Origin of the sequence: Streptomyces sp. NPDC057253 (assembly GCF_042669125.1) — a bacterium.
GTDB lineage: Bacteria > Actinomycetota > Actinomycetes > Streptomycetales > Streptomycetaceae > Streptomyces.
On sequence record NZ_JBHUXV010000019.1, the window covers coordinates 23,728 to 37,921 of the forward strand.

Sequence of the window (14,194 nt, forward strand, 5' to 3'; positions counted from 1 at the left end):
AGAGGCTACTTGAGCGCGAAGGCCGCCATCCGCTGCCAGTCGGTGCCGGTGTAGGTGACGAGGTCGACCTTCGACACCCGGGCCGTGACGGGGAGGCCGGTGCGGATGTCGGCTTCGGCCTCGTCCAGTACGGCGTCGTCCTCGGACTGCGCGACCGTCAGGTGCGGGTGGGGCTCGTACTTGCCGCCGTACGGCGGGGCTTCCGGCCAGCGTGCGACGACGGAATCGGTGAGCCGGCGGAACGGTGTGTCGGGGTCGGGGGCGAGATAGAGCAGCCCGGGGAAACGTCCGCAGTCCTCGAACCGCACGTCGAAGGAGGGATGCCGGCCGAAGATCTCCTCCAGGGCGGCGCGGGTGTCGGCGTTCACGAGCGGCTCGGGCAGGAACGGGAAGACGACGGTGACATGCGCCGGGACGCCGACCCGGGCCGCCGGATCGAAGCGGTCGCGCCAGGCCCGTACCGTCGGCTCGGCCGCCGGCACGGGCACCACGAGCGCCGTCTGGCCGCTGACGAACGGGGCGGATGCGTCGACTGTCATGTCTTGGTTGTACCCGACCGGAGTCCGGCGACCGCGACCCGACACAACTTGCACGCACACAAAGCACGCTTACGCCGACTATTTCATCGATGACATATTCTGGATCCCACCACTTCGGGACGGAGGCCCAGCCCCATGACCGCGACTGACCCGGCACTCACCGCCCTCGCCCAGGGCTGGTGCGCGCTCTCGCTCCTGCACGGCAGGATCGAGGCCCACATCGAGCGCGCCCTCCAGGCCGGGCACGACCTGAGCGTGCGGGAGTACTCCCTGCTGGACGTGTTGAGCCGACAGCACGACGGGGACGGCGGGCATCTCCAGATGAAGCAGGTCGCCGACGCGGTCGTGCTCAGTCAGAGCGCCACCACCCGGCTGGTGACCCGCCTGGAGGACCGCGGGCTGCTGACCCGCTATCTGTGCCCCACCGACCGGCGCGGCATCTACACCAATGTCACCGACGCCGGCCTGACCCTGCTGGAGGAGGCCCGCCCCACCAACGAGGCGGCCCTGCGCGAGGCCCTCGACGAAGCGGCCCGCGATCCCGAGCTCGCCCCGCTGGTCAAGGCGGTCGAGACCCTCGGCGTGCCCGCCTGATCGGTGACCGTCGTCCGCAACTCCTGGTTCCGGGACGCATTCCCACGGACCGCCACGGGCAAGGTCTTCAGGGACCAGCAGTGAAGGAGCGCACCGCGTTTCGCGCGACTCGCGCACAGGAACGGAGTTTCAGCGTGACGACGAACCAGGCCACCGCCCCCGGGGACGACGTGTCACTCACCCGGATAGAGCGTCTCGACGAGGAGATCATCGCGCTGCTGGCGCGGCGTCGCGCGATGGCTCAGGAGCTCCCCGCCCCGGCCCGGGCCCGTGTCGTGGACCCCGGTTTCACGGAGACCGTGCGGGAGATCACGGACCGCTACCGCCAGGAGCTCGGCGGGGCTGGTGAACTCGTCGCCCGCGCGGTCCTGGTGCTGTGCACGCCCGGCCGCCAGAACTGAGGAAACGGCGCATCGACCTGCCGGACCGTGGCCCACAGTGATCGTTGACACCCTGTCCGGCTCGACCGTACAAAGAGCCGCATGAGTCCCCCGCAGCTTCCCCTGTCCGGCATCACCGTGGTCAGCCTGGAGCAGGCCGTGGCCGCGCCGTACGCGACCCGGCAGCTCGCCGACCTCGGGGCCAGGGTGATCAAGGTGGAGCGGCCGGGCGAGGGTGACTTCGCCCGCCGCTACGACACGACGGTGCACGGCCACTCCAGCTATTTCGTGTGGCTCAACCGGTCCAAGGAATCCCTCACCCTGGACCTCAAGGACCCGCGCGGTCTCGCGATCCTGCACCAACTCCTCGACGGCGCCGACGTGTTCGTCCAGAACCTGGCTCCGGGCGCGGCCGACCGGCTGGGCCTCGGTCCGGCCGCCCTCGCGGAGCGGTGGCCACGGCTGATCCCGTGCACCATCTCCGGGTACGGCACCGACGGGCCCTGGGCGGACCGCAAGTCGTACGACCTTCTGGTGCAGTGCCAGACCGGGCTGGTGTCGCTGACCGGGACCGCCGAGGAGACCGCGCGGGTCGGGATCTCCGTCGCCGACATCGCGGCCGGGATGTACGCCTACAGCGGTGTCCTGACCGCCCTGTACACCCGCGCCTCCACCGGCAGGGCCCACCCGGTGGAGGTGTCGCTGTTCGAGGCACTGGCCGAGTGGATGAGCCAGCCGGCCAATTACACGCGATACGGCGGCACCCAGCCCCAGCGCCTGGGCACCCAGCACGCCACCATCGCCCCGTACGGCGCCTTCACGGCCGCCGACGGCAAGGACGTGCTCTTCTCCATCCAGAACGAACGCGAGTGGTCCGTCCTGTGCGCCGATTTCCTGCGGCGGCCCGAGCTGACCGGGGACCCGCGCTTCGCCACCGGGTCCGCCCGGGTCGCCCACCGCGAGGAGATCAACGCGGTGGTCGCCGAGCGGATCGCCCGTTCCGACGCCGACGAGGTGCTGAAGGACCTGGAGGAGATGGGCATCGCCTGCGCCGGGGTCAACGACGTGGCCGCGTTCCTCGACCACCCGGTCCTGGCCGCCCGCGGCCGCTGGCACGAGGTCGCCCTCCCCGGCGGGGCCACGGTGGAGGCCCTGCTCCCGCCGGCCGACCTCGCGGGGCTGCCCGCTCGCATGGAGCCGGTCCCGGCGGTGGGCGAACACACCGAGGCCATCCTCACGGAGCTCGGCCGCAGCGCCGAGGACATCGCGGCGCTGCGCACGGACGCGGTCGTGTGAGCGTCGTCGGCCGTCGGGGGCCAGACTCAGCCGTGCGTCACCACGGCAGTGGACCGTTGACGTCGAAGAAGCCCCCGGTCGGGCCGTCCGGGGCGACCTGCGCCATCCGTACGATGATCTCGGCGCCCTCCGCCACGGTCTGCGTGCCCGTGTTGCCGTTCAGGTCGGTCTTGGTGAAGCCGGGCTCCACCGCGTTGATCCGCAGGTCCGGGAACGCCTTCGCGAACTGCACGGTGAGCATGTTGACCGCGGTCTTGGAGGTCGGGTAGGCGATGCCCGGATAGAAGTGCGCGGGATGGTCCGGGTCGGAGAGGTGGGTCAGGGAGGCCAGTCCGCTGCTGACGTTGACCACGACCGGGGCGGCGGAGCGCCTCAGCAGCGGCAGGAAGGCGTGCAGGACGCGGACGACACCGAAGACGTTGGTCTCGAAGGTGGTGCGCATGTGGTCGGCGGTGACGGTCTCGGCGACCGGCACGCTGTTGTCGTCGGTGCGGGTCTCGATGCCGGCGTTGTTGATCAGGACGTCGAGGCCGCCGTCGGCCTCGACGGTCTTGGCCGCGGCGGCCACGGACGCGTCGTCGGTGACGTCGAGCTGGACGAACCGGGCGCCGAGCTCGTCGGCGGCGCGGCGGCCGCGCTCGGCGTCACGGGCGCCGATGTAGACGGTGTGACCTGCGGCGACGAGCCTGCGGGCGGTCTCGTGGCCGAGACCCTTGTTCGCTCCGGTGATGAGTGTTGTCGTCATGTCACCCACCTTCCTGCGCCGTCGCGGAGTCAGCCAGAAGACCCCTCTTCCTGGGACTGGCGGTACCAGGCACATCCGCGGCCGGCGGTGTTCACTGGGGACATGGCGGCGACGGAACTGGGACAGGCACTGCGGCGCTGGCGTGACCGGGTCGCCCCGGACGCGGCCGGGCTGCCCTCGGGCGGTCACCGGCGGGCGGCCGGACTGCGCCGCGAGGAACTGGCCCTGCTGGCCGGCATCTCGGTCGACTACGTGACGCGCCTCGAACAGGGCCGGGCGGTCAACCCGTCGGTGCAGGTCGTCGAGGCGCTGGCCCGGGCGCTGCGGCTGTCTGGGGACGAGCGGGCGTATCTGTTCGGGCTCGCGGGGCAGGTGCCACCGGGACCCGATGTCGTGCCCGCCTTCATCACGCCCAGTGTGCAGCGCCTGCTCGACCGGCTGGTCGACACCCCCGTCGCGGTCTCCGACGCGGCCATGACGCTGCTCATGGCCAACCCGATGTACGCGGCGCTGCTGGGCGATCCCTCCGGCCTGCGCGGTTTCGAACGCAACAGCGTCTGGCGCAACTTCACTGGCGTGCCGACGCGGGTGCGGCACACTCCGGAGGAACGCGCGGCCTTCGAGGTGGGCATGGTCGCCGAACTGCGCGCGACCGCGGCCCGCTATCCCGCCGACCGCCAACTGACGCTGCTCGTCCGGGAGCTGCGCGGCCGCAGCGAGCGGTTCGCCGAACTGTGGGACGCGGGGGTGGTGGGCCGTCTCACCGCCTCCCGCAAGACGGTCGAACACCCTCAGGTCGGCACCCTCACCCTCGACTGCGACCTGCTCCGGGTGGAGGAGAACGACCTCCACATCCTCGTCTACTCGGCCGATCCCGGCGCCGAGGCGGCCGAGAAGCTGCGCCTGCTCTCGGTGCTCGGCACGCAGAGCCTGGTCGAGCAGGGCCGGCAGCCCGCGTCCGGCTGAGGGCGCCGTTGTCGGTGCCGCGTGGCAGCCTGGCCGTATGACGAGGGAAGCGTTTCGGGTGCGGCCCCTGGACGAGGGCACCTGGCCGGACTTCGCCGCGCTGGTCGAGCGGCACAACGGCGTGTGGGGCGGCTGCTGGTGCATGGCCTTCCACGAGGAGGGGGTGAGCGACAGGAAGCCCCCGGAGCGGAGCCGGGCGGAGAAGGAGCAGCGGGTGCGTGAGGGCAGGGCGCATGCATCGCTCGTGTACGACGGCCCGCTGTGCGTCGGCTGGTGCCAGTTCGGGCCGACCGCCGAACTGCCCCGGATCAAGCACCGGCGTGTCTACGAACAGGGCCTCGACACCCTCCCCGACTGGCGCGTCACCTGCTTTTTCGTCGACAGGACCCACCGGCACGAGGGGGTGGCGTCGGCCGCTCTCGACGGCGCCCTGGACGAGATCGCCCGCGGGGGCGGGGGCACCGTGGAGAGCTACCCCGAGGACACCGAGGGCCGCTCGGTGTCCTCGTCGTTCCTGCACAACGGCACGGTGGCGCTCTTCGAGAGCCACGGCTTCGAGCGCACCCGCCGGATAGGCAAGCACCACTGGGTGGTCACCCGGGTCGTGCCGGGCCAGGCCCGGCCGTTCAGCCCTCGATGAGCAGGACCTTCACGTCCCAGGGCCCGAGGGCCACCTCCTGCGGGTGGGTCGTGTCCGTGAGGACGTCGCGGACGGGCTCCGGCACCGGCACCGTCACCTCGTCCCACGACCAGTTGTGCAGGAAGCGGACCCGGCGGCCGTCCCGCGCGGTGGCCGAGGTCGCGGTGACGCTCGGGTGGCCGGGGCGCCAGGGGTCGGGGGCGGCCCAGTCGAACAGCGCCCGCGCGAAGGCGGGGTCGGGCACCGTGCCGACGTAGGTGATCCGGCCCTCGCCGCAGGTCCGGGTCGTGGCGGCGGGCCAGCGGCCGAAGTGGGGGTGCTCGTAGGTGGCCACCTCCTCGGCGCCCCGCGGCTGGAGGCCGTCGGCCCAGTGCAGGGCGTGCGCCTCGGGCGGCAGCGGCAGTACGGCCGTCCCGGTCACCTGCACGGGTCCGCCGAGGTTGCTGAACTCGTCGTACGTCACCCCGGCGGCCTCGGTCAGCCGCCCGGGCTGCACCTCGGTGCGGGCCCGCGCCTCGGTGTCGCCGTACGCCGTGCGGGGGCCCACGACCAGGTGACCGCCCGCCTCGGCGTACGCCTTCAGCCGGTCCAGGACCGCGTCGTCGGCCGCGTAGTAGGCGGGGACGACCAGCACCGGCGGCAGGTCCGTGCCGGGGAGTTGCATGGGGTGCAGGATGCGGGACTGGAGGCCCGCGTCGAAGGCGCCCCGGTAGAACGCGTCGAAGATCCGCTCGTACGACCGCTCGTCCCCGTCCCCGTCCCCGTCCGCCGTGGGCAGCGGGGGCTGGCCCTCGAGCGCCCACTTGCTGGGGCCGTCGTACAGGAAGGCGACGTCGGCGTCCGGGGTGAGGGACGCGGTCAGGTCGCCCGCCTTCTCCAACTCCGCTCCCAGCGCGGCCAGTTCCCGGTACACCCGGCCGGGGCGGCCGTTGTGCGGGAGGACACCGCCCCAGTAGGTCTCGGCACCGAAGTGCAGGGTGTGCCAGTGCCAGTACTCGATCATGGAGGCGCCCCGGGAGATCAACGCCCAGGCGGCCTGGCGCCATTGGCCGTCGTAGGCGGGGCGGTTGTTCCACGGGTGGCCGATCGCCTGGGCGTTGGTCTCCGTGACCAGGAAGGGCTCCTGGCGGGAGGAGTACATGCGGTCGGCGCTGCGGTAGAGCGCCCAGGTCCCGTTGGTCGTCCAGTCCTGTGCGCGGCCGCCGCGGTCGGGCAGTTCCAGGGCGTCCTGCATCGTGTAGTACGGGTTGCCCGCGGTGACGTCGAGGCGTGCGGTGAGCTGGTCGTCCTCGACGCCGGGACGGTCGTAGGAGATGCAGGTGGTGACGAACTGGCCGGGGCGGGCGTACTCGCGGACGATGCCGGCCTGCCACTCGATGAACTCGGTGACGAGCCGGGCCTGGAAGCGGCGCCAGGCCAGGTCGTACTGGGGCTGGGCATTGCCGTCGGGCGTCCACAGGTCGGCCCAGGTGGAGAGCCGGTGCGACCAGTAGACCAGGCCCCATGCACGGTTGAGGGTCTCCACGTCGCCGTAGCGCTCGCGGAGTTCGTCGGTGAAGCGCTGGAAGACGCCGTGGTTGTGCAGGAGGTGGAGGCCGGGTTCGTTGTCGACCTGGTAGCCGATCACGGCCGGGTGGCCGGCGTACCGGGCGACGATCCTCCGGATGATCCGTTCGGCGTGGAAGCGGAACGCCGGGTGGGTGAGGTCGACCTCCTGCCGGGCGCCCCAGCCGATGCGCTCGCCGGTGCGCGACTCCCCCGCGATCTCCGGGTACTGGCGGGCGAACCATGGCGGCACGGCGTACGTCGGCGTCCCGAGGATCACGGAGATGCCCCGCTCGTGGGCGCCGTCGAGGACGGGCTGGAGCCAGTCCAGGTCGAAGCGGCCGTTCTCGGGCTCCCAGGTCGACCAGACCGACTCGCCCACCCGGATCACGGTGAAGTGCGCCTCGGCCATCAGGTCGAGGTCGTCCTTCAAGCGCTCGTACGGCTGGTACTCGTGGTAGTACGCGGCTCCGAACAGGACCCGGGGTGGCAGCTGGAACATCCTTCTCCCATACGGTGGTTGAGTCTTACTTCGGTGACCCGTCAGCCCTTCACGGCCCCCGTGGACAGCCCTTCGAGGAGCTGCCTGCGCAGGACCACGAAGAGGGCGACCGCGGGCACCACGGCGATGACGGCTCCGGCGAGCGCGCACGTGACCCCTCACGTGGTGCGGCTACGGGGGTGCGCGGGTGCGGCCGTTCCTGGCGGCACGCGCGGGCAGGGCGGAGCGGGCCGGCGGCATGGTGGGCCGCGGGCCGTCGCGCCGACGGTTCAGCGAAGGGGTGGTGCGGGTTCGCGTACCGGGCCGCTGGAGGCCCGTACGGTCAACTCGGTGGCGGCGGCCGCCTGTTCGGGCGGTGCGGGTCGGTCCTCGATCATGGCGATGAGGACGTCCACGGCCCGGTCGGCGACCGCGGTGAAGTCCTGGCGGACGGTGGTCAGGGGCGGGGCGAGATAGGCGGCGGCGGGGATGTCGTCGAAGCCGACGACGCTGATGTCACCGGGGACGGACCGGCCCGCCTCGGCGAACGCCCGCAGTGCCCCGATCGCCATGTCGTCGTTGGCGGCGAACACAGCGGTGACGTCGGGGAGTTCGGCGAGCCGGCGCCCGGCGGTGTACCCGGAGGCGGGGCTCCAGTCGCCCTCGGCCGCCAGCGGGGGCTCGGGGGCACCGGCGGCGGCGAGGGCCTCGCGCCAGCCGCGGACACGGTCACGGGCGGCCCACCAGTCGAGCGGTCCCGGGATGTGCCAGACGGTGCGGTGTCCCAGGGAGAGCAGGTACTCGGTGGCGGTCCGGGCGGCCGTGACGCCGTCGGCGCCGACGACGGCGGTGTTGGCGTGACCGACCTCGACGCCTTCGGCGAGGCTGACCACCGGTACGTCGGCGCTGACGCGCAGGGGTGTCCCGTCGTCGATCGGCTCGGACAGGACGATGCCGTCCACGCCCTGTTCGAGGAGCGCCTCCACCGCGACCTGGACGGGCTGGCCCTCCAGGGTGCCGGCCAGGGTGAAGGCGTAGCCCTTGCGGTGCATGGCCCGCTCCAGGGCGAGGAGCAGGGTGGCGGGGCCGTAGAGGGCGGTGCCGAGCGAGACCACGCCGATGCGCCGGTAGCGGCCGAGGAGCAGGGCGCGCGCCGCGTTGTTCGGGCGGTAGCCCAGCTCCTCCACGGCCCGGAGCACGCGGTCGCGCACCTCCGGGCTGACGTGCGGTTCGCCGTTGACGACCCGCGACACGGTCTTCTGGGAGACGCCGGCGGCCCGCGCGACCTCGGTCATGCCGGGGCCGCGGCGAGGACGGCGGGAGCCGGGTGTCATCGTCTGCTCTCCTTGTCGACTACGTAGTCATACAACGCGGCAGCATGGCCGCATCACTGGATGACTACGTAGTCAAGACAGTGACACCCTTCTCCGGACCGCGTCAACGCCTCGTACGCGGCCGAAGGTTCCTGGGGCAAACCGAAGCGGAACGTGAGCCACCCCACAATCGAGACGCTCCCGTTTCGATAGTGGCGGAGTTAGGCTGAGATCCACGAAAACGAAACCGTTTCGTTTAGCACGATTGCCCGCTGGGCGAGGATGGAGCACGCACGCCATGACCAGCATCCTCATCGCCACCGGCCAGGCACTTCAGCGTGTCGGCCTCCGTATGCTCCTGGAGTCGCAGCCCGACCTGACCGTGGTCGGCGAGGCGCCTCCCGGACCCGAGACGGTCCGGCTCAGCGCCCTGCTGCGGCCGGACGTCGTCCTGCTGGACGGCCGTAGCTCCGACCCGGACACCGCCGAGACGGTCCGGCGGATCACCCACGCGCCCGACGGGCCCGCCGCCCACGTCCTGCTGCTCACCGCGGCGGACGACACCTCCCCCTACGCCGCCCTGCGCGCCGGGGCCGCCGGGCATCTGCACGAGGGCGCCACCGCCGAGGAACTCGTCGCGGCCGTCCGGGTGGTGGCCGCCGGTGACGTGGTCGTCTCCCCCGGGCTGACCCGGGCGCTCATCGACGCCGTCCGCAACCAGCGGGCCCTGGACGGCCCGGGGCCCGGCAACCGGCTGGGCAGCCTCACCGAACGCGAGCGCGACGTGCTCGCCGCGGTCGCCTCCGGCGACTCCAACTCCGAGATCGCCGACCGGCTCTCCATCGCCCCCACCACGGTGAAGTCCCACGTCAGCAACATCCTCACCAAGATCGGCGCCCGCGGCCGGGTCCAGGCGGTCGTCTTCGCCTACGAGTCGGGCCTGGTCAGACCGGCCCAGCACGTCCTGCACGCGTGAGCACCACGGGCTCATCCTGACGGGTGCCGGCCCCTGGACCTCGGCAGTGCGCCCGAGTCGGTCCGGCCGTCGCCGGTCACGCCGTTTCGAGGCCGCCGTCGCCAATCAAGCCGCCGTATAGCCGAGTTGGCGTCGCATGTACGGCGTCATGAGGGTCTTCGCCTTGGCCAGAGCGGTCGTGCGGCCGCCCAGGACCGCGGTCTCGCCGCCCGGCACGGGGAGCATGGTCACTCCGTCGGCCGGGCCGAAGGGCACGATCAGCGGGGTGCGGTGGATCGGCCGGTAGAAGCGCGGCTCCTTGCGGTGCCGGCCCGAACTGTTCAGGTGGGCGCGGATGTTCCAGGCGGCGAGGTCCGCCTGCGCGAGCGCGGCCGGGGTGATCTTGAGCTCGCTGGCGTCGTTGACGTCGCCGACCGCGAAGACGTCCAGGTGCCCCTCCGCACGCAGCGCGCGGTCGACCTTCACATGCCCGGACGGGTTCAGCCAGTCGCCGTGTCCCGCGAGACGCAGCCAGAGCGTGTTGGGGGTGGTGCCGGTGGCCCAGAAGGAGAGGTCGGCGGCGATGACGTCGCCGTGGGCCTCGCGGTAGGTGCCGAAGTCGTTGCCCGGGGACATGAAGGAGTTCAGCCGGACCTCCACGTCGTGGGCCTCCAGCCAGGTGAGCGCCCTGCGTCCGGCCCGCTCGCTGCCGGTGTTGTCGAGCAGCGCGGGACCGGAGTGCGCGAGCGTGACCCGGGCCTCGGGCCGGGCCAGCCGGATCTCCGCGCTGAGTTCGACGCCGGAGGGTCCGCCGCCGACCACGAGGATGTGCTCGGCGAAGGCGATCTTCTGCTGGTGGTCGTTGAAGGTCTTCACCGCCTCCTCGGTGGTGGTGCCGCCGAACCGGGCGGGTGCCGGGTAGTCGGCGCCGGTCGCGATCACCACCACGTCGTACGGCAGCCGCGTCCCGTCGGCCAGCAGCACCTGCCGTGCGGAGGTGTCGACGGTGACCGCCTTGCCGACGACGACCCGGCCGTGGCGCAGCAGCCGGTCGTACGGGATGAACGGGGTCACCGTCCACTCCCTGCGCACCCCGGCGCGCAGGGAGGAGATGCGGTGGAAGAAGACCTCCTTGCGGTCCACCAGGGTGACCCGTGCCGTGGGGTCCAGCCGTTTGGCGAGCCGGACGCCCGCATATCCGCCGCCGATCACCACTACGTCGCCGTCGCTCACCGAGTCTCCTGAAACCGTGGGGGGAGGAGTGCCATGACGGACAAGCCGCTCCCCCGAGCACTCGGATGACGGCGAGCGTAACGCTTGAAACATAAAGTGGCGGTCGGGTCCTGTGTGCTTTCCGTGAATGTCAGACGCCCGGGTCGTTGCCTCCGAGTTCGTACTCGAACCAGATGCGGTGGGTGCCGTCGGCGTCGACCGCGAGGCCGCCGCTGCCGGTGATGCCCGCCAGGTCGCCGGTGCCGCTGGCCGGGACTATGTGGAAGAACTCCGCGCTGCGGTCGCTGCCGGAGGTCGTCGCCGAGTGCACGAAGTTGAAGGCGCCGGACCGCTCGTGCAGGGAGCCCTCGAAGGACTCCATGGCCACATAGGTGCCGACGCCCGACTCCTGGTCGTACGCGGCGGTGAACAAGGTCGCCGCACGGCCGGCGACCTCGCCCTCGAAGTGCTTCTCGAGCGTGGCGACACCGACCGGGAGCCCGGTGGCCACGGGCGGCTCGGGCTTCAGCTCGGTCGGCACGAACGCTTTGACGCTGAACGTTCCGTTGGCTCTCATACGCCGAAGGTACCGACCGGGTCTGACAGTGCCCGGCCGCCCGTGCGGGCCTACTTGGGCGGGGTCGGCGTGTCGTGGGTGCGGTACATGGCCTGGACGTCCAGTTCCAGCTGCACCGTGGGCCCCACCACCGCGATGCCCCGGGCCAGCATCGACCGCCAGTTCAGGGTGTAGTCCTCGCGGTGCAGCTCCGCCGTGGCGAGGGCCGCACAGCGCAGTTCCTCGCCGTAGCCGCCGTTGACCGTGCCCAGGTACGTCGTGTCCAGGGCGACCGAGCGGCTCACGCCGTGCATCGTCAGGCTGCCCTGGAGGGTCCACTTGCTGCCGCCGCGGTAGGCGAAGCGGGTGCTGACGAAGTCGATGTGCGGGAAGCGCTCGACGTCCAGGAAGTCGCCGGAGCGCAGGTGGTTGTCGCGGGTGGAGTTGCCGGTGGTGATGCTGGAGGCGTCGATACGGACCTGGACCCGGGACTGGGACATGTCCTGCGCGACCTGGATGCCGCCCTCGAAACGCTCGAAGCGGCCGTGGACATGGGCCATGCCGACGTGCTTGGCGATGAAACGGATCGCGGTGTGCGGCGGATCGAACAACCAGACACCGGGAGTGGGGAGTTGGAGCGCCTGGGCGGGCTGGAGCCAGACCCGCTCGGCCGGCGCCGTACCGACCGACCCGACCTCGATGGTCTCGCGGTGCGGCTGGAGTCCTTCGGCCGCGGCCATCAGGCTGTAGCGGCCGGGCGGGAGCACGGCGACGAAGTAGCCGTAGGGGTCGGTCGTCCCACGAGCCGCGACGCGATGGGTGTCCAGGGCGGTGACGGTGACGTCGGCGCCCGCCATGGGCGAGCCCATCGGGTCGACGACCTCACGGGCCACGGCGCCCGCGCCCGCGGGGAGGGGGACGGAGAGGCCCGCCGCCTCGGCATGGGCAGTCTTGGACCGCCGGCGCCGGAGGAGTGCGAGGGCCATGATGTTCACCTTTCCTAGGGGACGTGCTGTTCTGCTGCGGGACTCACGGCCGGCGGCCCTCGAAGGCCGCCTGGAGCACCGCCCGCACACCCTCCGCCGTCACAGGACGCGGATTGGCGTACGGCTGTCCCGCCACCTGTACGGCCGCCTCGGCCACGTCGGTCTCCTTGAGGCCGAGTTCGGCGAGGGAGCGCGGAGCGCCGAGGCGTCCGGCCAGCTCCCACAGGGCTCGTGACGGGTCGTCGGTGTCGAGTGCCCGGCTCAGTGCGCTCAACGCCCCTGGGGCGGCGGGGGCGTTGTAGGCGAGGGCGTACGGCAGGACCACCGTGTGGGTCTCGGCGTGCGGCAGGCCGAAGGTGCCGCCGAGGACGTGGCAGAGCTTGTGGTGCAGGCCCATGGTGGTCGACCCGAGGCAGGTCCCGCACAGCCATGCCGCGTACAGGGCCCGGCCGCGCGCGTCCAGGTCCTCCGGATGCGCGGCGAGCAGCGGCAGCGCCTCGGCCATCGCCCGTACGCCCTCCTGGGCCATCAGCGCGATCAGCGGCGAGGTGTCCGGGGCGTAGAGGGCCTCCACGGCGTGCGCGAGGGCGTTGACACCGCTGGTCACCGTCAGGGGCACCGGCATCGAGACGGTCAGCTCGGGGTCGTAGACGACACTGCGGGGCTGGACCTTCGGGTCGCGGCCGGTGCGCTTGGCGCCGGCCTCGGTCAGGCCCCAGACGGGGGTCATCTCGGAGCCCGAGTAGGTCGACGGCACGGCGATCAGGGGCAGTCCGGTGCGCAGGGCGATCGCCTTGCCGAGGCCGACGGAGGAGCCCCCGCCGACCGCCACGACCCCGTCGGCCCCGGCCGCGCGCGCGACCGCGACGGCCCGGTCGGCGTCCTCGACGGGGACGTGCATCCGGGCCTCGGCGTGCAGCCCCGCGCAGGAGTCGCCGAGCGCGTCGGCGACCGCGCGTGCGACGGCCTCGCCGCGTCTGCCACACACCACCAACAGCCGTCGCAGGCCCAGGTGTTCGGCCTCGGCGGGGGTGGCGGCCACGGCGGCGCCGGGCCGGAAGACGACCCGGCCGGGACGGCTCTCGTAGGTGAAGTCGCCCGTGAACGTCATGCGTTCGGCTCCAGTACGAGGTCGAAGCGGGCGTGCCGGAACGGGTTCGGGATGCCGAACTCCGCGGCCAGGGACGGGTCGTCGGTCGTGGCGAAGTCCTGCACCAGGCTCTGCTTCACGGCGAAGACGGCGTCGGAGTCGAGGTAGTCGCTGCCCGCGACGAAGATGTGCGTGGTGACGGGGACGTGCCCCTCGGCGGCCACGATGAAGTGGATGTGCGCGGGCCGGTAGGGGTGTCGTCCGGTCGCGCTGAGAAGGTCGCCTACCGGGCCGTCGGTCGGGATCGGGTACGGCGCCGGGACACAGGTGCGGAACCAGAAGCGGCCCTCGGCGTCGGCGGTGAACAGTCCGCGTCCGTTGCCCGCGGGCTGCGCGTCGGGCTGCTGGACGTCGTAGAAGCCCCGGTCGTCGGCCTGCCACACGTCGAGGACCGCGCCGGGCAGCGGGGTGCCGTCCGCCGAGCGGACCCGGCCGCTGACCACGCACGGCTCGCCGCCGCCCACCAGGTCGATGTCGTCGCCGAGTTCCCGGACGGGCGACTCGGTCATGTGGAAGGGGCCGAGCACGGTGGACTCGGTGGTGCCCTGCACCCGGTCGCCGTTGACCGTCTCGACCAGCATGGAGACGCCGAGGACGTCCGAGAGGAGGATGAACTCCTGCCGGGTGTCGGTGCACTTCTGCCCGGTCGCCGTCAGGAAGGCGATCGCCTGCTCCCACTCCTGCTGGGTGAGCCGGGTCTCGCGCACGAAGTCGTGCAGATGTCCGATGAGCCCCGCGAGCAGCTCACGCAGGCGGGGGTCGGCGGTCCCCCGGAGACTGGCGACGGCCTCCTCGGTGACGGCGACTCCGATCGCGTCCGTGGTCATCCCGGCTCC

Annotated in this window: 15 protein-coding genes; 6 read left to right on the plus strand and 9 right to left on the minus strand. The window is 72.1% G+C overall.

The features are described from left to right. Positions 1–5: 5 nt before the first annotated feature. Positions 6–539 carry a 2'-5' RNA ligase family protein gene (locus tag ACFULQ_RS13165; protein ID WP_383542264.1) on the minus strand — a complete coding sequence of 178 codons (534 nt, stop codon included), beginning with the start codon at positions 537–539 and terminating at the stop codon, positions 6–8. Between the two features lie 135 nt (positions 540–674). Between ACFULQ_RS13165 and ACFULQ_RS13170 the strand changes: the two genes are divergently transcribed. From ACFULQ_RS13170 to ACFULQ_RS13180, 3 genes are all read left to right on the plus strand, one after another. Continuing rightward, on the plus strand, positions 675–1,133 hold the full coding sequence (locus tag ACFULQ_RS13170) for a MarR family winged helix-turn-helix transcriptional regulator (RefSeq protein WP_383542267.1): 459 nt from the start codon (positions 675–677) through the stop codon (positions 1,131–1,133). A gap of 134 nt (positions 1,134–1,267) precedes the next feature. After that, positions 1,268–1,534, plus strand: coding sequence for a hypothetical protein (locus ACFULQ_RS13175; RefSeq protein ID WP_383542269.1), 267 nt, complete (start codon positions 1,268–1,270; stop codon positions 1,532–1,534). Positions 1,535–1,615: 81 nt separating this feature from the next. Continuing rightward, complete coding sequence (locus ACFULQ_RS13180; RefSeq protein ID WP_383542272.1) at positions 1,616–2,809, plus strand: CaiB/BaiF CoA transferase family protein; 1,194 nt, start codon at positions 1,616–1,618, stop codon at positions 2,807–2,809. A 37-nt stretch (positions 2,810–2,846) separates the two neighbouring features. Here the strand turns inward: ACFULQ_RS13180 and ACFULQ_RS13185 are convergent, their stop codons facing one another. Then, a complete protein-coding gene (locus ACFULQ_RS13185; RefSeq protein WP_383542274.1) occupies positions 2,847–3,554 on the minus strand; it encodes an SDR family oxidoreductase in 708 nt (235 codons plus the stop codon). 102 nt (positions 3,555–3,656) lie between these two features. Here ACFULQ_RS13185 and ACFULQ_RS13190 point away from each other — a divergent pair, with 102 nt between their 5' ends. Beyond that, positions 3,657–4,520: a helix-turn-helix transcriptional regulator gene (locus ACFULQ_RS13190; RefSeq protein ID WP_383542277.1), complete on the plus strand. Its 864-nt coding sequence runs from the start codon at positions 3,657–3,659 to the stop codon at positions 4,518–4,520. A gap of 37 nt (positions 4,521–4,557) precedes the next feature. Next, positions 4,558–5,160, plus strand: coding sequence for a GNAT family N-acetyltransferase (locus tag ACFULQ_RS13195; RefSeq protein ID WP_383542280.1), 603 nt, complete (start codon positions 4,558–4,560; stop codon positions 5,158–5,160). Here ACFULQ_RS13195 and ACFULQ_RS13200 read toward each other — a convergent pair. Further along, positions 5,147–7,207 carry a beta-galactosidase gene (locus ACFULQ_RS13200; RefSeq protein ID WP_383542283.1) on the minus strand — a complete coding sequence of 687 codons (2,061 nt, stop codon included), beginning with the start codon at positions 7,205–7,207 and terminating at the stop codon, positions 5,147–5,149. The genes ACFULQ_RS13195 and ACFULQ_RS13200 overlap by 14 nt on opposite strands. Positions 7,208–7,476: 269 nt before the next feature. Then, positions 7,477–8,520, minus strand: a complete 1,044-nt coding sequence (locus tag ACFULQ_RS13205; RefSeq protein ID WP_383542286.1) for a LacI family DNA-binding transcriptional regulator — start codon at positions 8,518–8,520, stop codon at positions 7,477–7,479. Positions 8,521–8,797: 277 nt separating this feature from the next. On the opposite strand from ACFULQ_RS13205, the gene ACFULQ_RS13210 reads away from it, so the two are divergent. Beyond that, positions 8,798–9,475, plus strand: coding sequence for a LuxR C-terminal-related transcriptional regulator (locus ACFULQ_RS13210; protein WP_383542288.1), 678 nt, complete (start codon positions 8,798–8,800; stop codon positions 9,473–9,475). Between the two features lie 105 nt (positions 9,476–9,580). Here ACFULQ_RS13210 and ACFULQ_RS13215 read toward each other — a convergent pair whose 3' ends face one another. From ACFULQ_RS13215 to ACFULQ_RS13235, 5 genes are all read right to left on the minus strand, one after another. Further along, positions 9,581–10,687, minus strand: a complete 1,107-nt coding sequence (locus ACFULQ_RS13215; protein WP_383542290.1) for an NAD(P)/FAD-dependent oxidoreductase — start codon at positions 10,685–10,687, stop codon at positions 9,581–9,583. Positions 10,688–10,817: 130 nt separating this feature from the next. Next, positions 10,818–11,243, minus strand: coding sequence for a DUF3224 domain-containing protein (locus ACFULQ_RS13220; RefSeq protein WP_383542292.1), 426 nt, complete (start codon positions 11,241–11,243; stop codon positions 10,818–10,820). Between the two features lie 50 nt (positions 11,244–11,293). Beyond that, complete coding sequence (locus tag ACFULQ_RS13225; protein ID WP_383542293.1) at positions 11,294–12,208, minus strand: YceI family protein; 915 nt, start codon at positions 12,206–12,208, stop codon at positions 11,294–11,296. Between the two features lie 43 nt (positions 12,209–12,251). Continuing rightward, positions 12,252–13,319: a maleylacetate reductase gene (locus tag ACFULQ_RS13230; protein WP_383542296.1), complete on the minus strand. Its 1,068-nt coding sequence runs from the start codon at positions 13,317–13,319 to the stop codon at positions 12,252–12,254. Continuing rightward, complete coding sequence (locus ACFULQ_RS13235) at positions 13,316–14,185, minus strand: intradiol ring-cleavage dioxygenase (RefSeq protein WP_383542299.1); 870 nt, start codon at positions 14,183–14,185, stop codon at positions 13,316–13,318. Before ACFULQ_RS13235 ends, ACFULQ_RS13230 begins: the two co-directional genes overlap by 4 nt. Positions 14,186–14,194: the final 9 nt, after the last annotated feature.